Origin of the sequence: Sphingomonas bisphenolicum, assembly GCF_024349785.1 — a bacterium.
Taxonomy (GTDB): Bacteria; Pseudomonadota; Alphaproteobacteria; order Sphingomonadales; family Sphingomonadaceae; genus Sphingobium; species Sphingobium bisphenolicum.
Genome location: NZ_AP018821.1, coordinates 128,498 through 150,159, shown reverse-complemented (window position 1 = coordinate 150,159; position 21,662 = coordinate 128,498). Strand labels below are relative to the sequence as shown.

General features: G+C 64.4%; 23 protein-coding genes and 1 pseudogene. 13 read left to right on the top strand and 11 right to left on the bottom strand.

Annotation, left to right across the window (positions count from 1 at the left end; translation table 11 throughout):
* Nucleotides 1-69 precede the first annotated feature (69 nt).
* Nucleotides 70-246: a hypothetical protein gene (locus SBA_RS24095; protein WP_165362028.1), complete on the top strand. Its 177-nt coding sequence runs from the start codon at nt 70-72 to the stop codon at nt 244-246.
* Here the strand turns inward: SBA_RS24095 and SBA_RS24090 are convergent.
* Complete coding sequence (locus tag SBA_RS24090; RefSeq protein WP_051211481.1) at nt 243-1,322, bottom strand: sensor histidine kinase; 1,080 nt, start codon at nt 1,320-1,322, stop codon at nt 243-245. The genes SBA_RS24095 and SBA_RS24090 overlap by 4 nt on opposite strands.
* Before the next feature lie 303 nt (nt 1,323-1,625).
* A complete protein-coding gene (locus SBA_RS24085) occupies nt 1,626-2,279 on the bottom strand; it encodes a hypothetical protein (protein ID WP_008829912.1) in 654 nt (217 codons plus the stop codon).
* Nucleotides 2,280-2,352: 73 nt separating this feature from the next.
* Between SBA_RS24085 and SBA_RS24080 the strand changes: the two genes are divergently transcribed.
* Entirely contained in the window at nt 2,353-2,931 is a 579-nt protein-coding gene (locus tag SBA_RS24080; protein WP_008829911.1) for a GGDEF domain-containing protein, read from the top strand.
* A gap of 4 nt (nt 2,932-2,935) precedes the next feature.
* On the opposite strand, the gene SBA_RS24075 is transcribed toward SBA_RS24080, so the two are convergent.
* The 4 genes from SBA_RS24075 to SBA_RS24060 all read right to left on the bottom strand — a co-directional run bounded on the left by SBA_RS24075 (nt 2,936) and on the right by SBA_RS24060 (nt 5,426).
* Nucleotides 2,936-3,739, bottom strand: a complete 804-nt coding sequence (locus tag SBA_RS24075; RefSeq protein ID WP_083910194.1) for a trypsin-like peptidase domain-containing protein — start codon at nt 3,737-3,739, stop codon at nt 2,936-2,938.
* Nucleotides 3,736-4,290: an NADH dehydrogenase ubiquinone Fe-S protein 4 gene (locus SBA_RS24070; protein WP_083910192.1), complete on the bottom strand. Its 555-nt coding sequence runs from the start codon at nt 4,288-4,290 to the stop codon at nt 3,736-3,738. Before SBA_RS24070 ends, SBA_RS24075 begins: the two co-directional genes overlap by 4 nt.
* A gap of 50 nt (nt 4,291-4,340) precedes the next feature.
* On the bottom strand, nt 4,341-4,853 hold the full coding sequence (locus SBA_RS24065) for an Hsp20/alpha crystallin family protein (RefSeq protein WP_008829908.1): 513 nt from the start codon (nt 4,851-4,853) through the stop codon (nt 4,341-4,343).
* Between the two features lie 96 nt (nt 4,854-4,949).
* Nucleotides 4,950-5,426, bottom strand: coding sequence for an Hsp20 family protein (locus SBA_RS24060; RefSeq protein WP_008829907.1), 477 nt, complete (start codon nt 5,424-5,426; stop codon nt 4,950-4,952).
* A gap of 336 nt (nt 5,427-5,762) precedes the next feature.
* On the opposite strand from SBA_RS24060, the gene SBA_RS24055 reads away from it, so the two are divergent.
* Nucleotides 5,763-6,947 (top strand): GGDEF domain-containing protein, encoded by a 1,185-nt coding sequence (locus SBA_RS24055; protein WP_235870848.1) that lies wholly within the window; start codon nt 5,763-5,765, stop codon nt 6,945-6,947.
* Nucleotides 6,948-6,994: 47 nt separating this feature from the next.
* Nucleotides 6,995-9,262 (top strand): TonB-dependent receptor, encoded by a 2,268-nt coding sequence (locus SBA_RS24050; protein WP_008829905.1) that lies wholly within the window; start codon nt 6,995-6,997, stop codon nt 9,260-9,262.
* 73 nt (nt 9,263-9,335) lie between these two features.
* On the opposite strand, the gene rpoH is transcribed toward SBA_RS24050, so the two are convergent.
* On the bottom strand, nt 9,336-10,274 hold the full coding sequence (gene rpoH, locus SBA_RS24045; protein WP_008829904.1) for an RNA polymerase sigma factor RpoH: 939 nt from the start codon (nt 10,272-10,274) through the stop codon (nt 9,336-9,338).
* Nucleotides 10,275-10,590: 316 nt separating this feature from the next.
* Here rpoH and SBA_RS24040 point away from each other — a divergent pair, with 316 nt between their 5' ends.
* Nucleotides 10,591-10,824 (top strand): LysR substrate-binding domain-containing protein, encoded by a 234-nt coding sequence (locus SBA_RS24040; protein WP_008829903.1) that lies wholly within the window; start codon nt 10,591-10,593, stop codon nt 10,822-10,824.
* Nucleotides 10,825-10,947: 123 nt separating this feature from the next.
* On the top strand, nt 10,948-12,306 hold the full coding sequence (locus SBA_RS24035; RefSeq protein ID WP_008829902.1) for an aminotransferase-like domain-containing protein: 1,359 nt from the start codon (nt 10,948-10,950) through the stop codon (nt 12,304-12,306).
* Here SBA_RS24035 and SBA_RS24030 read toward each other — a convergent pair.
* Nucleotides 12,303-12,836 carry a nucleoside deaminase gene (locus SBA_RS24030; protein ID WP_008829901.1) on the bottom strand — a complete coding sequence of 178 codons (534 nt, stop codon included), beginning with the start codon at nt 12,834-12,836 and terminating at the stop codon, nt 12,303-12,305. The two genes, SBA_RS24035 and SBA_RS24030, sit on opposite strands and share 4 nt — an antisense overlap.
* Before the next feature lie 680 nt (nt 12,837-13,516).
* On the opposite strand from SBA_RS24030, the gene SBA_RS24025 reads away from it, so the two are divergent.
* The 7 genes and pseudogenes from SBA_RS24025 to SBA_RS23995 all read left to right on the top strand — a co-directional run bounded on the left by SBA_RS24025 (nt 13,517) and on the right by SBA_RS23995 (nt 18,697).
* Nucleotides 13,517-14,530: an alpha/beta hydrolase family protein gene (locus tag SBA_RS24025; protein ID WP_008829899.1), complete on the top strand. Its 1,014-nt coding sequence runs from the start codon at nt 13,517-13,519 to the stop codon at nt 14,528-14,530.
* Nucleotides 14,514-15,002: a cupin domain-containing protein gene (locus tag SBA_RS24020; RefSeq protein ID WP_008829898.1), complete on the top strand. Its 489-nt coding sequence runs from the start codon at nt 14,514-14,516 to the stop codon at nt 15,000-15,002. The genes SBA_RS24025 and SBA_RS24020 overlap by 17 nt, the downstream gene beginning before the upstream one ends.
* Nucleotides 15,002-15,385: pseudogene (locus SBA_RS24015) on the top strand (VOC family protein); the annotation flags it as partial. The gene SBA_RS24020 and the pseudogene SBA_RS24015, both read left to right, overlap by 1 nt.
* Nucleotides 15,386-15,421: 36 nt before the next feature.
* A complete protein-coding gene (locus tag SBA_RS24010) occupies nt 15,422-15,832 on the top strand; it encodes a nuclear transport factor 2 family protein (protein WP_315975833.1) in 411 nt (136 codons plus the stop codon).
* Nucleotides 15,833-15,843: 11 nt separating this feature from the next.
* Complete coding sequence (locus SBA_RS24005; protein WP_008829896.1) at nt 15,844-16,710, top strand: PhzF family phenazine biosynthesis protein; 867 nt, start codon at nt 15,844-15,846, stop codon at nt 16,708-16,710.
* Nucleotides 16,711-16,757: 47 nt separating this feature from the next.
* Nucleotides 16,758-17,651, top strand: coding sequence for an EamA family transporter (locus tag SBA_RS24000; protein ID WP_008829895.1), 894 nt, complete (start codon nt 16,758-16,760; stop codon nt 17,649-17,651).
* 194 nt (nt 17,652-17,845) lie between these two features.
* Nucleotides 17,846-18,697 carry a helix-turn-helix transcriptional regulator gene (locus SBA_RS23995; protein ID WP_008829894.1) on the top strand — a complete coding sequence of 284 codons (852 nt, stop codon included), beginning with the start codon at nt 17,846-17,848 and terminating at the stop codon, nt 18,695-18,697.
* On the opposite strand, the gene SBA_RS23990 is transcribed toward SBA_RS23995, so the two are convergent.
* From SBA_RS23990 to SBA_RS23980, 3 genes are all read right to left on the bottom strand, one after another.
* Entirely contained in the window at nt 18,684-19,520 is an 837-nt protein-coding gene (locus SBA_RS23990; protein ID WP_008829893.1) for a GIY-YIG nuclease family protein, read from the bottom strand. The two genes, SBA_RS23995 and SBA_RS23990, sit on opposite strands and share 14 nt — an antisense overlap.
* The gene (locus SBA_RS23985) at nt 19,521-20,522 is read right to left on the bottom strand and encodes a site-specific integrase (protein ID WP_008829892.1); all 1,002 of its coding nucleotides are present in this window, start codon (nt 20,520-20,522) and stop codon (nt 19,521-19,523) included.
* Nucleotides 20,523-20,634: 112 nt separating this feature from the next.
* Entirely contained in the window at nt 20,635-21,654 is a 1,020-nt protein-coding gene (locus SBA_RS23980; RefSeq protein WP_008829891.1) for a 2-hydroxyacid dehydrogenase, read from the bottom strand.
* Between the last annotated feature and the right edge of the window lie 8 nt (nt 21,655-21,662).

Here is a 21,662-nt window from a genome sequence, read left to right as displayed (position 1 = left end):
TAACGGCTGCGGGATTAGGTCGCCCAAAGACCTGTCGAACCCCATTCCCGGTGAGGGCGTATGAGGCTTATGGCATTGCAGGAAGCCGAGACCTTGCGACAGCGCTATGGGCGGCACGTACTGCAGGGGCTGGTCAACGAGATATTCCAGGCGGCGCGCGCGAAAGACGAGTCCCGCCTGGCAAAGCTGGAGAAAGTTCGCGCTGTCCTCGCCGCCGAGCAAAGCGATTACGGCGATACGGTCTAGTCGGCGAGACGATCGCGCATAAGCCTGACGATTGCCACGAGGCCGTCCGGATCCCAGTTCTTCTCCAGTCGGCCTTTGAGCCGGCCGCGCAACACCTGCTGCATCAGCTTGGTGCCGAAGCCCTGACGCGCGGGCGGCCCGGCGAGGCGCGGTCCGCCTCTTTCCTCCCAGCGGATGACGAGATCGGGGCCGCAGGTTTCCCATTCCACCCGGACACGTCCCTGTTCGCTGCCGAGCGAGCCGTATTTGACCGAGTTGGTGGTGAGCTCGTGGAACAGCAGGGCCAGGCTCGTAGTCGCCTGGGGCCCGAGCGCGATCGGCTCGCCTTTGCAGCAGACGCGTCCTGGCTCGGCGAGCGACGTATGCGCCTCGAGAGACGCCTGGATCAAGGCGGACAGCTCTGTCCGATCAAGGCTACCCGATCCTTGCTCTGTTGCTCCCGTATGCTCCGGTATCGCATGCGCGCGGGCAAGCGCCTGCAGGCGACCCGTCAGGGATTGCGCCAGTTCGGCAGGGCTGGTCGCATGCCGGGCGCTCATCTCGATCATCGCCTGGGTGAGGGCGAAGAGGTTCTTCACCCGATGATCCATCTCGCGCGCGATCATCGCCTGTTGTTCAAGCGCTTCCTGCAGCCGCAGCTTGTCCCGCTGCATCTTGCGGGCCACGGCGACGAGGTCGGCGAGTTCCGATACGATCCGAAGATCCTCGCTGTCGAACTGATCCTCGTGCCGCGCAACGACCCACAAGGTGCCATGCGCCCGCTCCTTGCCGATACGAATAGGGACAAGCAGGACCTCGGGTATGACGAGGCTATGCTCGGCGATCCAGTCATAGACCAGCTCGGGATGCCTGCACAAAAGCGGCGCATCGCGGTCCAGCGTCTCGCCGCAGGGGCTGTTGTGACGAGGCGTGAGCGCGCCTTCGAAACGGGCGAGCGCTCCGTTGAGATGCTGCCACCGAAACACGGGAGGATCGTGGCTCTCATCAAGGATGCTGAGCCCGGAAGCGCTAGCCTGGGTGAGTTCGAGGGCATGGGCCACCATGCGCGGCATCACCTCGTCGGGGGCATCGACCATTTTCCCGAGAAGCTGGCGGACCGCAAGGCGTTCAGCGCCGGGCCGATGCCGGTTGCGCGGACGTGCGCTTAGGTCGTCCGTGATGAAGAGTCTCGCGGACGGGTCTACTGGAAATGATTCGGCCGCATGCGTCGACACCTCACCCTCGCGGAATGCCTCAACTTGAAGAAAACCCGCCTACGCCGCGGAGTCAAGCGGGTCGACAATGGCCACCTTGGGGAGCGGCTCGGGCCTAGTTTTTGCGAGGCAAGGCAGTTGAGCGCTGACAGATGATTTCTGATGGATGAAGCATCATTCCTACTATTATTTTCCGCTAATCCTGCGGCAGAACGAGTAGATCGCTGTTGCGGAAAATGGCAAAACTGTATTTGGTGCGCGGCACTTGCCGGCTCGCCAATGCGTGCGAGCCTCCCGGGGGAAGGCGGCGAGCAGGGCAAGGCAGGGGCGAATGCCGGGCGCGCCGGATTGGGGGCATATTTGACGGATATCGATGCATCTTCTCGATCGCCACGCAAATGGCTTGGCTGGCTCGGATCGAGGCATAGCGGAGACGAGACAAGCGCGCCTCGTCCCGGTGCCAACACGGAGGACCAGCATCTTTCCGCGCGCCACCATGTCCTGAACGAGATCGCTGCATTCCTGCTCGATCATGGCCTGGAGATCAGCCCGGATAATCTGGTGGTCGCCCACGGCATCGCGAGCGGAAGCAATCCGGGGCTCGCGCGCAAGGTCATGCAGCGCCTGGCGGACGGCGGGACCGTGACGCAGGCGTGGCTCGACGAGGTTACCGCGGCTGCCAAGTCGGATGAAGCGCCGGGCGAGATCAAGCAGTTGATGGTACGTCTCGAGCAGACACTCGACACGTTCTCGAAGAACACGACCGCGGCCCGGCATGCGACATCGAATTACGGTGACGAGCTCGAACAGCAGGTGGCCGACCTCGCGGGCGTCCAGCAAACCGGTCAGATCATCTCGACCCTAGCTGATCTCGCCAAGGCCATGCTGGAAAAGACGCAGCCTCGAAGCCGAAATGCGCACCAGCGAATCCGAAGCGAAAGGCCTACGCCGCAGTCTGGAAAAAGCCCAGCGCGACGCGGAAGTCGACCATCTTACCGGTCTGCCCAATCGCCGCGCCTTCGAAGCCGTGCTCGAGCGCGAGCACAAGGCCGCCCGCGCAGCGCTCGACCCGCTGGTCCTGGCTTTTTGCGATATCGACCATTTCAAGCGCATCAACGATACCCATGGCCACGAGGCGGGTGACCGGGTGCTGCGCCTGATCGCTGATCTTCTGTCCGGAATTTCGGACGACAAATGCCACGTCTCACGCCATGGCGGCGAGGAATTTGTGATGCTCTTCAGGGGGTGCACCCTTACCGAAGCCAAGGAGCGCCTTGACCGGCTGCGCGAGAGCCTCGCCGAGCGGCGTCTGGTCAACCGGCACAATGACGAGCCCTTCGGCCAGATTACCTTCTCCGCGGGCGTGGCTGACGTCTTCGATCATACCGACCCGCGGGCTGCGCTCAAGGCCGCCGATGAGGCGCTTTATGCGGCCAAGACCGGAGGCCGCAATCAGATTCGCGTCGCGCCCAAGCCGGGCACCGCTCGCTAAAGAGTCAGGAGCGCGCTTGCCGCAGGACGTCCCGGACCACCGAGGCGGGAACCGCGAAACCGATGCCGACATTGCCCTCGAACGGCGCCAGGATCGCCGTGTTGATGCCGATCACCTCCCCGCGCATGTTGATGAGCGGCCCTCCGGAATTGCCTGGATTGATCGGTGCATCGGTCTGGATGAGGCCGACCGGGCTTTGCGGCGTCAGGCCGCGGCCCAGCGCACTGACGATCCCTGCCGTGACGGTTTGCCCGAGGCCGAAGGGATTGCCGACTGCGACGACATAGTCGCCGACCTCGGCGGTATCGGCACTGGCAAGCGGCGCGGCTTTCAGGTTCCGAGCCGGAATCTGCAAAACCGCGATGTCCGCGTCGGGACTGACGCCGACCAGCCGGGCTTCCAGCTTGCGCTGGTCCTGGAGCATGACGACGATCACGAGGCCGTCCTTGACGACATGGGCGTTGGTCAGAACCAGCCCGCGTGCGGCATCAACGATGACCCCCGAGCCGGCGGACAGGCGCGGCTCGAGCGCCACGTCCGGGACCCCGAAATGACGGCGAAAATAGGGATCGCGAAGCAGGGGATTTTGCGCATAGGGGGAGGGGTAGGCCACCGCGATGTTCACCACTGCCGGCGAGATGCGCTTGACCAGCGGAGCGACGGTGAGCCGGCTGATCGGCACAGGCTCGGCTGCGGAAACGGGAGGGATATCCCGCGCTGCCCCGCCCCATGAGAACCCCCAGCCGAGCAGGAGGACAGCCAGCAAGGCACAGCCGAGGGCACCGATAAAAAGCCCCCTACGCTTCATGACAGGCCCGGTTGGTGATGCGGATCGGCTGCGGTGCCTTTGCCTTGAACGGCGCCGGGATCTGGAAGCACCGGGTAGTTTCCGCAACACCGGGCATGCGGCCCCGTGGGCCAGCAGCAAAGCGGCGCCATGGCGCTATACTGGAAGGCCTGAAGGGCGGGCTGGACGGGGCGCCGGCGGGGCTTGTCATGGGTGACGAAGCTCAGCCCGCGCCCACGGCAATAGGCCTCCGCAGCCTCGCGCGTGGCAAATTCGAGCATCAGGGAAGACAGTGGATCTCCTGCCCCGGTCCATCCCGTCAGCGGATCGGGCGAGGGCGCGAACCGCTCTCTAAAACGTAAGCGCCAGCGACCCCGCCGCGCGCGTCCGGGGTGGTCGGCATAGGGATCGGGCTCGATGATCGCCTGCGCATCAAGCGGCAGCGCGCTCGTATAGCGCTGCCATGTGGGCTCAATGGCGGTCGCATCTTCATTGTCGTTGGCCCCTTTGGGAGTCGGCCGCACCCCGGGGGCGGCGGGTGGCGGACTGGTCAGACTTGGTTGCGTTGCCATCCTATCCTCCAAGATGAGGACGGCCCGATCGGGCCGCCCTCTCTTCCTGGTCAGTTCTTGTTGATCGGAATGCGCCGGACGCTGTCGACGTCTCCCTCCTTGCGCGGGATGGTGACGGTCAACACGCCGTTGCTGAAGCTGGCCTGCGCCTTGTCGGATTCCACGCCCTTGGGCAGGTGAATCCGCCTTTCGAACCGGCCATAGCTCCGTTCCGAATAGCCGCGATCCTTGTCCTCGAGCTCGGACTTCTTCTCGCCCTTCAAGGCGAGGACGCCGTCCGCGATCGAGAGATCGACCTGCGACTCGTCCAGGCCGGGCAGTTCGGCCGTGACGCGGATGTCCTTGTCGGTTTCGCTGAGTTCGATACGCGGATAGTCGATGACATGGCCAAAGGCCGTGAGCGACGAAGGCAGGCCCCGCCACAGATCGTCGAACAGGCGATTCACATCGCGGTGAAGCGACATGAGCGGATGGGTGGTCCGATCCCGCTCCGGCTCGGCGCCTACGACCGCGGGTAGCCGGTTTTCCTGCCGGCTCCAGGGAATGAGATCACGAAGAGACATGATGATCATCTCCTTTTGAGGCTGGATTGTGGGGTATGGCCTGCCGGCCGCCGTTCCCGAAGGAACGACGCCGGCAGAACCACTTGGAGCGCGAGATCAGGCCGCCTTGGCTTCCTGGTGCTGCGTCTCGATCTGCGCGGGCTCGGGGGACGACCCGCCGATCGCGATACGCCGGGGCTTCATCGCCTCGGGCACGACGCGCTTGAGGGCAATGGTCAGAAGACCATTGTCGAAGGAAGCCTCGCCGACTTCGATATGATCGGCGAGCTGGAAGCGGCGTTCGAAGGCCCGCGCGGCAATGCCGCGGTGCAGATACTCGCTCTTGCCGTCGTCATCGGCGCGCTTGCCCGTGACGGTGAGCTGGTTCTGCTGGGCCACGACCTCGACGTCCTCGGGACGGAAACCCGCCAGGGCTAGCGTGATCTGATAGCTGTCCTCGCCGTTCCGCAGAATGTCGAACGGTGGATAGCCATCGGAGCCATCGCCCCGCATGCCCGTCTCGAGCAGATCGAAGAGTCGGTCGAAGCCGACGGTGGAGCGCCGATAGGGCGCAAAGTCAAAATTGGTTCTCATTTCCAAATCCTCCGGTTGAGCAATTTGGGCATGAGAAGCGCCGGTACAGTAGAGCCGACGCTCTCTATGTCCAACCGGACCCGAACGGCGTCCGGCACCCCAGACGTAATTTCGGCAAACGCAGATTCAAGATATAAAAAAAGGAAAGGAAACAGAGGCCTGAAGAAATTTGGGCTCACTGACCCTGCGGATTTAGACTCTGGCGATCACCCATCGCGATCCCGCGAAAACGGGAGCTGCGCACGTAGGCCGAACACTGCGGGATCAGGATAATGTTAACCAGACTCGCTTACCCTTGCCGCAAGGCAAAGGGTTCGTGTGCGTATGAATGGGGCAGTGGTTCTGCTGATCGTCAATGCGGTGGTGGCAGGCCTCTTCGCGCTCAGCTATTTCCTGATCGCCCGCATCAGTCGGGGACAACGTCCGGTCATCGCGTTCGGGGTCAGCTACCTTTTGGGCATGGTGACGCCGATCAGCGAGATCGCGATCCGGCTGACCGATTATCCCGCGCCCTTCATGCTGGCGAGCTACATGGCGCTGTTGGGCGGTTTCCTCGCCATGGCGGCAGCGCTCAGCATCTTTCATCGCAAGCGCCCACCCTGGACAGCGATCGCTACTCTTGCCGTGCTGGGCCTGATCACGCGCATTGCGATCTGGGGCGGGACGCGAGACGATCTCATTTATGAGCTGGCCTTCCAGCTGCCCTTGGCCCTCGGCATTCTCCTGTGCAGCCATACGGCCTTTCGCACCGGCAAGGGCCAGCTCAACCACACCCTGGCCGGGCTGTTTCTGCTGAGCGGTCTCAACTTTTTCATCAAACCCTTCGTTGCTGCCGCCCTGGGATCGGGCCAAACCGCAAGAGACTATGCAGGGAGCGCCTATGCGCTTTATTCCCAAGCCAGCACGGCCATCCTACTGACGGCTGCCGGGCTCACCGTTCTGCTGATCGTCATCCAGACGACCATTCAGGAATATGTGCGCACGGCGGAGACCGACCATCTCTCGGGCCTCCTCAATCGCCGCGGTTTCGACCGTCAGGCGCTGGCGCTGCTGGCATCGGCTCCAATCGGCAAGCGTCAGCTCTGTGCCGTGATGATCGACCTCGACCATTTCAAACGGATCAACGACTGCTTTGGGCATGATATGGGCGACCGGGTCATCCAGGCCTTCGCCGATATCCTGCGCAGCACGGCGCCCAAGTCCGCCCATCTTGCGCGCACCGGCGGCGAGGAATTCGTGATCCTGCTCAATCGGGTCACTGCACCCGCGGCGGGTCTTATCGTCGAGGCTATCCGCGCCCATACGCGAGAGCATGGCCATGCCGACCTGCCCACCTTCAGCTTCAGCGCGGGCATTTCGCAATACCAGGCGGGCGACAGCCTAGCCGACCTCATGCGCCGCGCCGATCAGGCATGCTACCGAGCCAAGACCTTGGGACGTGATCGTATCGAGACCGACCACGGGATAGCGGCGGACAGCACGGCCTCGACGGTGGTGCCGTTCAAGGCCGTGAATGCCTGAAGGCCAGCACCCCGGCCCTGGAACCACTTCGATTTTTGAAAGACAGCATGCGCCGCCTTCTCGCCCTTACAGTCGCCCTCGTCCCGTCGAGCTATCCGGCCCTTGCTCGGGCCGCCGAGCAGACCGCCGTGGCTGCCCCTATCATCGTCACCGCGCAGAAGATCGAGCAGCGCGACCTGGATGTGCCGATCACCCTTTCGGTCGCGACCGGGCCGCGCCTCCAGGAGCTCGGGGTGACTGACATCGGCGAACTCTCGGCCTATGTGCCGGGCCTCAATATCCAGATCCAAAGCCCGCATAGCCCCGGTTTCGTGATCCGCGGCATCACGTCGGACAATGGCTCCGCGCAGCAGCCGCCGCGCGTTAGTGTCTACTATAACGGGGTCGACATCTCCCGCGCGCGCGGCGCCTATCAAGGCCTCTTCGACCTTGCACGGATCGAGGTTGCCAAGGGACCGCAGGCGACGTTGTTCGGCACGGCCGCCACGATCGGCGCGGTAAGCCTGGTCCCCAATCTTGCGCGGCCGGGTTTCTCGGCCGGCCTCACGAGCGCTATCGGCAATCTCGGCGCCCTGCGCGAGGAAGGCTTCATCAACATCGGTTCCGAGCGGATCTCCGCTCGCGTCGCGGGGCAGTGGAAAAAGCGCGATGGCTACGTCCCAAATCTCGCGCCGGGCCAGGATGATCTCTACGCGCAGGACCAGCTCGGGCTGCGCGGCGCTCTCCATTTTCAGCCGACGGAGAGTCTTTCCGCGGATCTCGTTCTTACCTACGACCGACAGCGCAATTCCGGAACGCCCTTCCTGTCGCGGCGGCTTGGCCCGACGGCGGCGCAAGGTATCTTCGGAGCAGCCTATCTCGGTGGCTCGCTAGCCTCCGGGGCAGTGCTCGGCGGCGATAAGCTCGGGATCGACCGCCACGTCTATGATGTGAACCTCACGGTGACCGCGGACATCGCCGATGGCTGGTCCTTCACGACGACCAATGGCTATCGCCGGTTCAATTCGCGCGAGGTGTTCGACGCCGACGGGTCGGCGGCATGGTATCTGGAATTCGCCGAGCAGGCCAAAGGCTGGCAGGCAAGCCATGAAGGCCGTTTCACATATCGTGACGCTCAATGGCGGGCGATCTTCGGCTGGAACGCGTTCATCGAAAACGGATCGCAGACAGTCCCCTTCTCCACCGAGGTCGGCACCTATCTGCAGTGCACCGCCAATGTGATCCCGGGGCTCGGCTGTGTCGATGCGAACAACCAGGTCACTGCATCGCGGGCAACCGCGCTCCTGTCGCGAGGGCTGGCGACCGTCATTCCTTATTCCAGTTGGTACCGCAACTCGGGCCGCAATACGACCTGGTCGCTGTTCGGCGATGTGAGCTGGATGGCAGCGCCGCGCCTGGAACTTCTAGCCGGCGCTCGGCTGCTGATCGAGGACCGGCGCTCGGGCTATGCCGCGCAGCAGCCCAATGCGCCGCTCTACGGCCGCCCGCTGCTGCCACTGGTCGACACGGCCGGGGCCACCTATACCGCCAAGCGCAGCTTTACCGCTCTCCTTCCGCGCTTCAGCCTGCTCTATCATCTGTCGCCCGCGAGCACGCTGTTCGCGACCATCTCGCAAGGCCGTCGCTCACCTGCTGTGCAGCTTTCGGCTGCGTCGGGGCCTGTACCTGACCTGTCGATCGTTCCGGCCGAGACGGTCTGGAACTACGAAGCGGGTCTGAAGATCGCGCGCGGCGCCGTCAGTGGCGCGGTTTCGGTCTATTACGACCGATATCGCAACTTCCAGGTCACTGTCCTCGACGTCTCGAGCGGCGCGGTCCGCATCGACAATGCCGGGTCGGCAGGCAATGCGGGCGTGGAGGCGGAACTAGACGTGCGTCCGGTCCGGGGCGTTCGCTTCTTTGGCAACATGGCTTACACGGGCGCGCGGATCGACGATCGGCCGGCCAACGGGATCTATGCCGGCGATCGCTTTCGGCTCCAGCCCCGCTGGCAGGCGGCGGCAGGGATGATGATCGAACACTCCGTATCAGATGCCGTCAGCCTCTTTGCCGCGCCGAACGTCACCTACCGCTCCAAGCTCTATTTCGAACTGCCCAATAGCGAGGCCATCAGCCAGTCCGCAGTGACCCTGATCAATGCTCGGGCGGGAGCGCGCCTGTGGAGCGACCGCCTCGAAATCGCCGGGTTCGTGCGCAACCTTACCGACAGGCGCTACCTGCTCGACGCCGGAAATGTCGGCGGCTCGTTCGGCTATCCTACCTTCATTCCCGCCGAGCCCCGCACCTTCGGCATCGAGATATCGGCCCGCTACTAGCGGCCGAGGCGAGGCAGAGCGCCCGCGAGGGGAGGGCGAAGCGGGTGGCGACCCTCTGTGCCCGCGCCCCCGGTCAATGGCCTTCGCGTGCCTGGTTCTCCCGACGTCCGCCCAGTTTCGCGATGCGCTGCTCATCATCGATCCGGTGCATGGCGCGGCTGAGCTTTTCGAAGGCGCGAACCTCGATCTGGCGAACGCGCTCACGGCTCACCTTATAGACGAGGCTCAGATCCTCGAGCGTTTTGGGTTCATCGATCAGACGACGCTGGACCAGAATATCCCGCTCGCGGTCGGAAAGCGTGCCGAGCGCCTCGAACAGCATGTTCTGGCGGCGCTGGCGCTCCTGCGCGCCGGCAAGCGCCTCGTCCTGGAGGGGACTATCGTCGGTCAGCAGGTCCTGCCACTGATCCTCACCCGTTTCCCCGAGCGGCACGTTGAGCGAGGCGTCGCCGCCCTGCATCATCCGCCGGTTCATGCTGGTGACTTCGGTTTCCGAGACTCCGAGCGTGTTGGCGATCTGGCGGACCTGATCAGGTTTCAGGTCGGTGTCGTCATAGGCCTGGAGGGAGTTTTTGATCCGGCGGAGATTGAAGAACAGGCGCTTTTGCGCGGCCGTCGTGCCGAGCTTGACCATGCTCCAGCTGCGCAGAATGAATTCCTGGATCGAGGCCTTGATCCACCACAGCGCATAGGTCGCAAGACGAAAACCGCGATCAGGGTCGAATCGCCGGACCCCCTGGATCAGGCCGACATTGCCTTCCGAAATGAGGTCGGCAACAGGCAGGCCGTAGCCTCGGTAGCGCATCGCCGCCTTCGCAACCAGGCGAAGGTGGCTGGTCACGAGCTTGGCGGCTGCTTCCGGATCGCCATGCTCCTTGAAGCGCTTCGCAAGCATATATTCGTCTTCGGGCGAGAGGATCGGGAATTTCCTGATCTCCGCCAGATACCGGTTCAGTCCATCCTCACCGGCCGGCGCCGGAATAACGGCGTTCTTGAGTGCAATGTCTGTCATGGCTCTTCACGCAATTACCTGTTTGGCGGGCGAACCTTGCCGCCGGCCAGTCTGCGTGGGTCCTGTGTCCAGGGCCCGCAGCTGTCGCGACGCGGCCAGGCTCTGCCTCGGCTTAACCAGTATAAAATCACTTCAAAGCGTTTTGAATATCCTAATGACGCAAAACCAGCGCCGCAGGTTCCCATCCGGATGCGGCAGCGCAGCTGGTGGGGTTCAACTCTTCGCCATGCACACGATATCGGCTTGCCGTCGCTGGCGAAATCGGGCTCGACGAACTCGTGGCTCGTCAAGGCTCGGACGCCGGATCAACTACCGCGTGCGCCTGCGCAGCTTCGAGACGGTGGCCCGCCTCGTGGAAGCCGGGATCGGCATGGGCATCCTTCCCTTGCGCGCCGCCGAGCGCCTCGGCTCGGATGCTCTCTGCGTCGTGCCACTCTCTGATCGCTGGGCCCACCGCCGCCTGTTGCTCTGCGCCAGACGCTTCGCCGACCTCAGCGGCCATGCCCTGGCGCTCATCGACGAGATCAAGCGCCAGGGGAGCGAGCGCTGACGCGCCCTCGACAGGTCCCTTCGCCAGGAAGGCATTCCGCCGACCCGGGGGCCATTTTCTGCTGGGCTATGCTGCTAATCCCTGCGATATAGTACAATTCACAAAATTGTATTGCGAGTAGCCTTGGATACCGTCCCAGACGAAAAGATCGAATTGCCCGAGACGGACGGTCCGCTGCATGAGCGACTGGCCGTTGCGGTCGAGCAGCTCATTGGCGAGCGCCGCTACCGGCCGGGCGACAGGCTGCCCACGCACCGCGTCCTCGCACGACAGGCCGGGGTTGCCATTGGCACGGTCACCAAGGCACTCGACCTTCTCGGATCGCGTGGCATCCTGCGCGGGGAAGTCGGCCGCGGCACATTCGTCAACGATGTTCGCATCGCGCCGGTCGATGGCGGCACCGTCGATCTTTCCATCAACGGCCCTCCGCAGGTTATTCCCGAGGACATGTTCAAGGCCGCCGCCGACCGGGCCATGCGCGCCTGCCTCGCCTTGCCGCATGGCGGCTATGCCGATCAACGCGGAACGCCGGCCCAGCGACGCGTCCTGGTCGACTGGCTCGCGCGCACCCGGCTGCGACTCGCCGAAGACGACGTGATCCTCACCATCGGTGTCCAGCATGGCGTCCATCTGGCCTTCCAGGACCGGCTTGGGGCATCGCCGGTGATAGCCACCGAAGGTGCAACCTATCCCGGCGCGATCGCCGCCGCGCGTTCCCTAGGCATGCAGATGGTCCCAGTCCGACATGACGGCGAAGGTATGGAGCCCGGCGATCTTGACCGGGTCCTCGTCGCCACCCAGGCCAAGACCGTCTACCTGACGCCTGTCAGTCACAATCCGATCGGCTTCGAGACCGGCGAGGAGCGCCGCCGCGATCTCCTTGCCGTCATCGAGAAGCACGACGCATGGATCGTCGAGGACGACATCTATTCTGTCTACTCGACCCGAAACGCACCGACATTCAAGGACCTGGCACCTGAGCGAACCTATTATCTCAACGGCCTGTCAAAGTGCCTGACGCCTCTCTTGCGGGTCGGCTTGATTGCGCCGCCGCAAGCCAGGCGTTCCGCGATCATGCGCGCCCTGCGAGCGCAGGTCTGGGGGGCACCGCCCTACGGTGTCGAAATGGGTTGCGGGTTGATCGAATTGGGAGCGGATCCGATCGTAGCCTCCATCCTGCGCAAGGAAGCCAAGGCGCGGATCGCGCTGGCCCAGCGCATACTGGGCCTTGATGCCGTTCCAATGCCGGAGGGTGCTCCCCATCTCTGGCTGCCTATGCCAGCCATTCGCGCCGAAAGGCTGGCGCGACGCGCAAGCGAGCAGGGGGTTCGCCTTACGCCGCCCGACTCGTCGTTCGTTGGCGGCGAATGCGCGGGTGGGGTCAGGCTCTCGATCATGGCGACGACCAGCCGGGACGACCTCGAACGCGCGCTTCGCGTGGTCGCGGCGCTTCGCGACGAACCAGAAGAAATGATCGTCTAGCAGCGCTGTGGGGCAGGCTTCTCGCTTCGCCCATTCTTCTCCAGCCGTGTTTGCATCGCCACATGTCCATTCTCGGCCCAAAGGTCGAACGTGCGCTGGCCTTCACCGGGCAGCACCTGAACCATGGGAATCTGGCGCAAGGCTACCGGCCTCTGCAACTCGGCATAGAGCAAGGCGTCGTCGAAGCCGGCCAGGGCGGCGGCCTCGCGATCCGTCGCAAAGTAGATCGCCGAGATCCTCGACCAATGAATTGCCGACAGGCACATGGGACAGGGCTCGGAACTCGAATAGATTACGCAATCCTCGAGGAACGGGCTGGAGAGGCGCTCGCAGGCTTTCCTGATCGCCACGATCTCGGCATGGGCGGTCGGATCATGATTGGCATGGACGCAGTTAAGCCCCTCAGCGACGATCCCACCGCCGCGAACGATAACTGCGCCAAATGGCGGGCCTGACCCGGTCGCCATGGCTTGTTGCGACAGGCTTATGGCCCTTCGCATGAATTCGTCATCCAACGAATTGGTCAGCATGCGCAATGCTCCCGGTCAGCAAGGAAAGGGTATCGGAATGCAGCCACTGCCGATGGCGCGGGCCTTTGCAGGTCACGGCTGCTGCTCCCACGGCGCCAAGACCGCAAACGAGCCGACCAGCTTCAGCAATAGGTCGGTGCCAGCCAGGCAAGGCCAGGTGCGATCCCAACGGAATTGATAAGCGCAATCGCTCCGGCACACCACGCCAAGGCGAGGCCTGCACGATGGCGAATAGACATAAGCCCAGCCGCCGCGACGCCCGCTGCCCCGGCGCCGTGGAGCAGGAACATCGCAGCCCAGTCCTGGCCTGGAATGACCAACGTCAGAAGGAGCGGGTGGATGTGAAGAGCCGCATTGTACAAAGGTCGCAAAGGATCGCCCTGCGGCCTGACGGCGCGCAATGTCGCTGGCAGGCAGGTCGAAACTATGCCGCCGCCCAAGTCGAACGCGACGAATAGCACCAGCGCCCATTGCCAAGCCGCCCAATGCACATTGGCGAGGCGCGCGCATCCGATCGCAACCGCCGCCACGCCTAGGCCCACGATCAACGCGGCCCGATGGTCTTGCGTCGTGGGCCCAGCTTGAGGGGGGCCATTTTCTCTCTGCCTTCGGCCCATCGGCCACCTCGTGAACAAACGCTGGCAATTGAGAGTTCAATAGATACAATAATCGCCGAGTCCATGATTCAATTTGGAGGCGACGTGCAACCTGCCTTTGCGATCGACGGTATGAGGGGCGAGCCGGCCGATGTCGTCGCGAGCACGGCGCAAGCGCTTCAGGTTCTCTGTGACGATGGCGTTGTGCTGGCAGCGCAGCTTTGGCGCGGTGGCCCTGTGCGCAGCGTCGTGGTCATCAACCCCGCAACCGGCGTCCTTGCCCGCTACTACCATCGCTATGCGGCATTCCTTGCCAGTCGCGGCCACGACGTCATCACCTATGACTATCGCGGGATTGGCGGCTCCCGGCCGGCAGCCTTGCGGGGATGTGGCTATCGCGGGAGCGACTGGGGGACGCTCGATTTCGCCGCAATCCTCGATGAAGCGGAACGGCTCGCGCAAGGCCGTCCGATCATGGTCGTCGGCCACAGCATCGGCGGCTTCATTCCGGGGCTTGCCCCGCGCATGGATCGCTGCGCAGCCATGCTTACGGTCGGCGCGCAATTTGCCTACTGGCGCGACTATGCCCGCTGGGCGCGGCTCAGCCATTGCCTCAAGTGGCATGTCGCCATGCCGGCCATCACTGCGCTGCTCGGTTACTTTCCTGGGCGCCGGATCGGCTGGCTGGAGGACCTGCCGGCCGGGGTGGCATTCGAATGGGCCTTCCGCCGGGCGCGAATGGAAAGAAGCCTGCCCCGGGCGGAGCGGGCTGAGATTATCCGCCGGCTTGCGGCCTTCCAGGGGCCGCTACTCGCCGTCACCACAAGCGACGATCCCTTTGGGACGCCAGCGGCGATCGAGCGCGGATTGTCCTACTACGCTGGAGCACGCCGGTCGCTGGCCGTGATTGAGCCTGCTGACATCGGGTGCGAGCACGTCGGCCATTTCGACCTGTTCCACAGCCGCCATCGCGACACCTTCTGGCTCTCCAGCGCGCGCTGGCTCGAGAGCGGTGGCCGATGCTGGGACATTGGCATCATCCGCCCTGTGACGGGGCATTCCCTCACGAAGGGAAACACCCATGCCCCCTGGTCATGACGACAGCACCGACTGGCAGCCGATGGTTGCCCTCGACGTCCCTCCACGCGCCAAGCCCAGCAACTATCCGGAGCCCTTTGCCACCCGGATGAAGGGCCGCGTGAAGCGGCAGTTGGGGGATGCCTTCGGCCTTACCCGGTTCGGCGTCAATCTCACCACCCTGCGGCCCGGAGGGGAATCGGCCCTGCTGCACAGGCACAGCCACCAGCAGGAATTCATCTACGTCCTGAGCGGGACGCCAACGCTGCGAACCGACGATGGGGAATTCGTGCTCCAGCCCGGCATGTGCGCCGGGTTCGCGCCCGGCGGATGTGCGCACCAGCTTGTCAATCGGTCTGGCGAGGACGTCCTCTACCTCGAGATCGGTGACCGCAATCCCGAGGATGGCGGCTCCTATCCGGAGGATGACCTCGAAGCCACCTGGACCGAGGGCGGATGGCGGTTCCTCCACAAGGACGGGACGCCCTACTGATGCTCTCGCACATCTATATCGGAGCCAACGACCTTGCCCGGGCCGAAGCATTCTACGGACCTAGCCTGGAGCGGCTGGGATGGCGCCCCCGCTTTTCCGATCCGGTTGTCGGCTGGGCGGCGTGGCAGCCCGCTGATACGGACAGGCCGCTCCTGATCATCGGCAGGCCCTATGACGGCCGACCGGCCTCGCCCGCCAATGGCGGCATGGTTGCCCTGCTGTCCCCGGATCGGCCGACCGTGGATGCGGCCTTTGCCTTGGCGCTCCAAGTGGGCGGCACCAGCGAGGGCGCTCCTGGCCTGCGCCCCCACTACCACGCCCACTACTATGGGGCCTATTTCCGCGACCCGGAGGGCAACAAGCTCTGCGTCTGCTGCCACGATGCGCCGGGCGAAGGCCCCTCTGCGAAGGTGCGCGCCATGCTGTCGCGCGAGCAGATGGTCCGCCACGGCGAGGAGTGGATTGAAGCCTGGAACCGGCGTGATGCCGAGGCGGTCCTTGCTGGCTTTGCGGAGGATGCGGTCTTTCGCAGTCCCATGGCCGCGAGGATCGCCGGGACGGACCAGCTCGAGGGAAAGATGGAGATGCGGGCCTACTGGCAGGCTGCACTGGACCGGATCCGCCATCTCCACTTCCGGCTGATCAGCATGGTCTGCGACGAGACCGCACAGGCAATGGTCATCCACTACGAAGCTGAGCTCGATGCCTCGGTCATGCGGGCCTGCGAGATCTTCCAGTTCGGGCCTGCTGGCAAGGCCGCGGGCGAGGCGCTCTACGGCCACGCCGCCGAACGACTTGCGCCTGGCTCCCCTTCCGACCCTGATTGCTGAGGACACTGTCCGTGCCGACTTATTCCTATTTCACTGTCGATGTCTTCACCAACCGGCGCTTCGGCGGAAATCCGCTGGCGGTCTTTCCCGATGCCCAGGGGTTAGATGCAACGACAATGCAGGCGCTCGCAGCCGAAATGAACTACAGCGAGACCACGTTCGTACTGCCGCCGGACGATCCGTCGAACACCGCACGCGTACGGATCTTCAACCGCACCGCGGAAATGCCCTTCGCCGGCCATCCCAATGTCGGCACGGCCTGGATCATGTCCTCGCTCGGCCTCGCGAGCGGACCCAGGCTGCGCTTCGAGGTTCCGGCTGGGATCGTCGAGGTCAGCCTGTGCCCCGATGGGAAAGTGGAGATCGAGGCGCCCCAGCCGCTTTCGACGGCCCCCGACCTGCCAGCCGCCCTGGTGGCGCCGTGCCTGTCGATCGACCCGGCCCGGATCATCACCTCGCGCCACCCGCCGCTGGTCGCAAGCGTTGGCATCGACTTCCTGCTCGTCGAATTGGCGGAGGGCAGTCTTGTCCACCTTGCCCCGGACATCACTGCCTTCAGGCAAGCTGCCTCGGTCGAGGACAGCACGCGCCTCTCGATCCTCGCCTACGAACGCTGCGTGGATATGGTCCGCGCGCGAATGTTCGCGCCATTGGCAGGCACCTGGGAGGACCCGGCAACCGGCAGCGCCAATGCGGCACTCGCTGCTCTCCTTCTCTCGCTAGGGGGCGGGGACAAGCTGGAGCTCCAGGCAGTCCAAGGCGTCGAGATGGGGCGGCCCAGCATGCTGTTCCTGCGGGCCTGGCGAATCGGCGGCGAAATCCGGTCCGCAGTCGCCGGACGCTGCGTCCCGGTCTTCAGCGGCACGGTGACCCTGTGAGTTCGCACCATGCCGCCAGCCCAGGCGTGCCCCCCGGACACTTGGCCATGGCCCTGCTGGTCGTAGCCGTCTGGGGAACCAACTTCGTGGTGATCCACGAGGGGCTCGCGGAATTTTCCCCGCTAACCCTTGGGGCGCTGCGCATCTTCTTTGCCTCGGTGCCCCTGCTGCCCTTCCTGCCTTGGCCTGACGTGCGGCCGCTCACGGTCATCTCATACGGCCTGCTCAGCGGCGCCCTTCAGTTTGGGCTGATGCTCTATGCGATGAACGGGCATGTCTCGCCCGGCCTCGCCTCGACCTTGCTCCAGATGCAGGCTCTTTTCACCGCGGTCATCGCTGCCCTGGCGGGAAACGAGCGCCTCGACCGACGCGATGTCCTGGGCCTTATCATTTCAGGGTTCGGCATTGCTGTGATCAGCGGGCACGTTGCGAACGGCGACGCCAGCATCCTCGGTATCGCCTGCGTCCTTGGGGCTGCGCTCGCCTGGGCCTGTGCGAACATCATCGTGCGCCGTGCCCGGCCAGCGCGAGCCATCTCGCTCGTCGCCTGGAGCAACCTTTTCGCGATCCCGCCGCTGGTTGCCGCGACCCTCCTGGTCGACGGCCCCGACCGGGTACTTCGTAGCATTGTCCATGCCAGCTGGGGCGGCTGGATGGTCGTCTTATGGCAGGCCCTTGCCAATGCCCTGTTTGGCTACAGCGTGTGGAACTGGCTGCTGGCCCGGCATCCGGCATCGCGGATTGCACCACTGGCGCTCCTCGTGCCCGCCTTCGGCCTCGGAGCATCTGCCTGGTATCTTTCCGAGCCGCTCCAGCCTTGGAAGATCATCGCCGCGCTGGCCATTGTCGGGGGCCTGTTCCTCGGCATGACCCGTCCGCGCCTGACCACCCAGAGCGCCGCCGCTGCACCGGCAGCTTCACGCGGGAAGCCAGCATCCTGATCCGGGCGGGTTCATTCTTTCACTCCGACCGTATGCCCCGACTGCACGGGGTGCTCGGTCCTTGGCCGGTCCGTGGATCGCGAACAGGCAATATATTGGCGCCGAACGCCGGCGGCATTGCGGATCACGCGCAGTTGCGCCCTTGGGAAAGAGTCTGGGGGCCGGGCTGACCCGGCGGGAGGGAAAAGCCGAGCATGCCTGCCGACCGATGGCGGTCGCGGCTGGCGCCAAGCGTAGCCCTGGCGGATGCCTTCATTCGCTCCGCCCGGGCGGCAGCGTCGCCAGGCGACCTTGCCCTGTTGATGGAGGCGGTCACCGCCGACCTGGGCTTTCGTTACTACGCACTCATCCATCACGCCGACCTGCGCGGCTCGCCCCCGGGCCGGGTTGATGTCCGCCACTATCCCGAGGCAGTTGCTGCCCGGATCATCGACGAGGGCCGGTATCGCCGCGATCCGGTCATCCGGGCCTGTGCCTTCGCCGACGGCGCCTTTCTCTGGTCCGAGCTCGACCGGATCATCCATCTTGATCGTCATGACCGTCGCTGCCTCGAGGCAGGCCAGGCCGAAGGGCTGAACGAGGGCATCACCGTGCCGTCCGTGCTGCTCGGGGACTGCATGGGCTCGTGCACCTTCGCCGGGATCAAATCGCCGAAGCGCGCAGTTCGCCTGCTCGGCCCCGTCCAGATGATCGGCATATTCGCTTTCCAGGCAGCACGCCGCCTGGTCACGGGCCAGCGCCAGCCACGGCCGGTGCCGCGCCTGCACCCCCGGCCGCGCGACTGCGTGATCCTTGCCGGGCGGGGCCTGTCCAACAAGGAAATCGCGCGAACCCTCTCGCTCACCCCGCGCACCGTCGATGGCTACATGACCGAGGCACGCGAGCTCTTCGGCGCCCATGATCGCACCGAACTGGTCGTGAGCGCGATCTTCGCCTTGCGCCCTTTGTCGATCATGCCACCGATTAGCGTGCAGACGAACGGGGTGATCCAGAACGGCCATATCTTGCAGCACCCTGGCCGGGGCAGCGACGTCAATTTCGATTGAGGCCCATTTCGCGGCTTTGAAGCTTGCGTTTCCAGAGTTGCTCGATGCTCCGAATCTCGTCGAGAGTCGCCGCCGATCCACTGACTTCCAAGATGCTGACCTGATAGTCGCCTGGCTCGCTGCTCTTCAGGCCAAGATTGCCACCATGACCGTCCTGAGCGTAATTCATCCAGCGGCCGAAAAACCCGCCTTCACCTGTCGCCGAGCCCACATATTGCTCTTTCGTTTTGGCCGAGGTGAGAAGGTAAATTCCGCGTGCGGCGCGCAGCGCTGACACCCATGTCGCCGGCAGGCTCTGCACCTGCGATACGTTCGTCACGAAGTGCGTGTACCCGGGAAAGGCGTCTTCACGAAATGCGCGCGTGAGCTCGATGATTGGCTTGTTCTGACGGTCGGGACGCTGCACCCATTTGCGCGCGCCCGCGCCCCATTCAATCCAGAGCCGGCCGATATAGGGCTCCAGATGCGAGGTGAGCGCCGTGCGGTATTGGTCGAGCGTATCGGCGGTCAAGGTGATGCCCGCGACCTGGTGGAGCGGGTCCAGCCAGCCTGGAGGCGCGGCGCCAATATGCTCCGCCGTGTAGATCCCGGCAAACAACGAGCCTCCTGTCGGCGGCGCGACAAAGCTCGCCCAGATCGGCGCGGCCAGGCTGGCCCGATTTCCGGAGGTCTGAACGCTTTGATAGTCCTCGAAGGCCGGTCGGTCGTCGCGCCACAGGCCATAAGGCGTGCGTCCCGTCGACGCCTTGGTCTGGTGTCGCAGGAGGCGAACATCGGCCGGGTCAAGCCCGGCCTTTTCGAGAAGATCGGTGAACAGCAGCATTTACAGAAACTTGTAGCCCGCGTGGTCGTCGAACATCGTAGCGTCGCGCACATAATCCGCGACCGTATCGAGCGACTTGTGCCGGCTGTGGTCCTTCATTTTGAAGAGATTGGCGCGCTGGGATGCTGCCTCTGTGAGAAACCCCGCGCGAAGCGAATGGCCTGAGTAGAGGGCAGGATCGAGGCTTGCCGCAGTCGCGCAGGCCTTGACGAGCCGCGCGACCGTCTTGTCGGTCATCGGTTGATCGGTAAGCCCGTCCGAGCGGGTCAGCCGCCGAAAAAGAGGCGCCTGCCGCGCCTCGCCGGTCTTCGTATCAGCGCCGTCAAGGGCGGCGGCGGACATCCAGGCCTTCAAGAGCCGGATCGGCTGTATCGCCCGGCCCTCGGGGATGGCGACAACTTGTCCGAGTGCTTCCTGATCGCGCTTCGATTTCGGGATAGTAATGCGAACGCCCTCAGCGGTGAAGACGAGATCGCCCAACTGCATCGCGGCGAGCTCAGAACGCCGGAAGGCTCCGGCCATGCCGATCGCCAGGATCGCGCGGTCCCGAACGGCTCGCAAACCATTGCCCTTTATCGTGGCGAGCATGGCTTTGAGAACATCAGCCTCCGCCGGCGCCTTCTGGAGCTTCTTGCGCGCATAGCGTCGGCGAACGCCCGCCATCATCTGGGCAATGATGCCGGCCGTGTCGCGCGCCGTAGGCGGAGCGAAGCCGGCCTCTTTATGGTGATGATTGATTGCCGCGACGCGGCGTCCAATCGTGACCGGCGCGATACCAGCCTCGGCCTCGACATGGGCAAAAAGCGCGACAATGTCGGGGTGGGCTGGCATGGCCTCGACGTTGCGCGCATCGCAGAAGGCGCAGAAGCGTTCCCAGTCGCTGGCGTACGCTTTTTGGGTCGAGCTGGCCTTGGCAGCAGCCAGCGTTTCGCGCGCACCCCCGATTTCCGCGAGAAGATCGGCGGGAAGATTGGTCGATAATGGAAGCAGGTCGCGTGCCATCGCGATCAGCCTAACAGAGCCCCCTCTCGGCGTAAATCCTATGTCCGAGAATCCCATTTATCGGACATAAGTGGATGGAGTGGATCCCCAGACCTGATGAACCGTCGCACGCTTACCCAGCCCCCGGCCGTGTGGCTTGATAGCGCAGCTGGTGGCACAGCGGCTCGCCGGCGGAATAGGCGCGGACGCTTTCCAAGGTGGTCTCGGCGATGGCTGTCAGCGCTTCTTCGGTGAGGAAAGCCTGGTGGCCCGTCATCAGGACATTGGGAAAAGTCAGCAGGCGCTGGAGGATGTCGTCGTCGATGATCTCGCTGGAAAGATCGTCGAAGAAGATGCCCGCCTCCTGCTCATAGACATCGAGCGCAACACCGCCCAGCCGGCGCGCCTTGAGCGCCTCGATCAGCGCGGCACTGTCGATAAGCGCGCCGCGACTGGTATTGACCAGAACCAGATCGGGCCGCGCTGCCGCCAGGACGCGGCCATCGATCAGATGGCGGGTCTCGGGCGTGAGCGGGCAGTGCAAGGTGATGATATCCGCTTCGCGAAGCAGGTCGTCGCGCCCGACATAGCGCACGCCGATCGCGACGAGCGCTTCGTCAACGACAGGATCGCTGGCCAGGACCTCACACCCAAAGCCAGCCCGCAAGGCCCGAGCGACAAGCCCGCCAATCTGTCCCGTTCCCACGACGCCCGCGACCCGTCCGTGCAGGTTACGGCCGACAAGGCCATCGAGCGCGAAATTGTTCTCACGAACCCGGGACCATGCGCGGTGGATCTTGCGATCGAGCGCCAGCAGGAGACCGATCGTGAATTCGGAAACCGCGTGCGGCGAGTAGGCCGGCACCCGCACGACGGCGAGACCGAGCGTCTCGGCCGCCACGAGATCGACATTGTTATAGCCTGCGCAGCGCAACGCGACGAGACCCACCCCGCCTTCGGCCAACACCTCGAGCACCTGCCGGTTGGCGATATCGTTCACGAAGATACAGGCGACGTCAAAACCGCGCGCGAGCCGCGCCGACGTGGGCGACAGGGCAACGTCAAGGAAATCAAGATCGAACCCATAGGCCATGTTCGCCTGGGTCAGGAACTGCCGGTCGTACTTCCGCGTGCCAAAGATCGCGATGCGCATGTCGGCCT

Excerpts from the sequence above, each read along its gene's own strand:
- SBA_RS24095 (WP_165362028.1), top strand. The coding sequence starts at position 70 with ATGGCATTGCAGGAAGCCGAGACCTTGCGACAGCGCTATGGGCGGCAC.
- SBA_RS24090 (WP_051211481.1), bottom strand. The coding sequence starts at position 1,322 with ATGGTCGATGCCCCCGACGAGGTGATGCCGCGCATGGTGGCCCATGCC.
- SBA_RS24080 (WP_008829911.1), top strand. The coding sequence starts at position 2,353 with ATGCGCACCAGCGAATCCGAAGCGAAAGGCCTACGCCGCAGTCTGGAA.
- SBA_RS24075 (WP_083910194.1), bottom strand. The coding sequence starts at position 3,739 with ATGAAGCGTAGGGGGCTTTTTATCGGTGCCCTCGGCTGTGCCTTGCTG.
- SBA_RS24070 (WP_083910192.1), bottom strand. The coding sequence starts at position 4,290 with ATGGCAACGCAACCAAGTCTGACCAGTCCGCCACCCGCCGCCCCCGGG.
- SBA_RS24065 (WP_008829908.1), bottom strand. The coding sequence starts at position 4,853 with ATGTCTCTTCGTGATCTCATTCCCTGGAGCCGGCAGGAAAACCGGCTA.
- SBA_RS24060 (WP_008829907.1), bottom strand. The coding sequence starts at position 5,426 with ATGAGAACCAATTTTGACTTTGCGCCCTATCGGCGCTCCACCGTCGGC.
- SBA_RS24050 (WP_008829905.1), top strand. The coding sequence starts at position 6,995 with ATGCGCCGCCTTCTCGCCCTTACAGTCGCCCTCGTCCCGTCGAGCTAT.
- rpoH (WP_008829904.1), bottom strand. The coding sequence starts at position 10,274 with ATGACAGACATTGCACTCAAGAACGCCGTTATTCCGGCGCCGGCCGGT.
- SBA_RS24030 (WP_008829901.1), bottom strand. The coding sequence starts at position 12,836 with ATGCTGACCAATTCGTTGGATGACGAATTCATGCGAAGGGCCATAAGC.
- SBA_RS24025 (WP_008829899.1), top strand. The coding sequence starts at position 13,517 with ATGATTCAATTTGGAGGCGACGTGCAACCTGCCTTTGCGATCGACGGT.
- SBA_RS24020 (WP_008829898.1), top strand. The coding sequence starts at position 14,514 with ATGCCCCCTGGTCATGACGACAGCACCGACTGGCAGCCGATGGTTGCC.
- SBA_RS24010 (WP_315975833.1), top strand. The coding sequence starts at position 15,422 with ATGCTGTCGCGCGAGCAGATGGTCCGCCACGGCGAGGAGTGGATTGAA.
- SBA_RS24000 (WP_008829895.1), top strand. The coding sequence starts at position 16,758 with ATGGCCCTGCTGGTCGTAGCCGTCTGGGGAACCAACTTCGTGGTGATC.
- SBA_RS23995 (WP_008829894.1), top strand. The coding sequence starts at position 17,846 with ATGCCTGCCGACCGATGGCGGTCGCGGCTGGCGCCAAGCGTAGCCCTG.
- SBA_RS23990 (WP_008829893.1), bottom strand. The coding sequence starts at position 19,520 with ATGCTGCTGTTCACCGATCTTCTCGAAAAGGCCGGGCTTGACCCGGCC.
- SBA_RS23985 (WP_008829892.1), bottom strand. The coding sequence starts at position 20,522 with ATGGCACGCGACCTGCTTCCATTATCGACCAATCTTCCCGCCGATCTT.
- SBA_RS23980 (WP_008829891.1), bottom strand. The coding sequence starts at position 21,654 with ATGCGCATCGCGATCTTTGGCACGCGGAAGTACGACCGGCAGTTCCTG.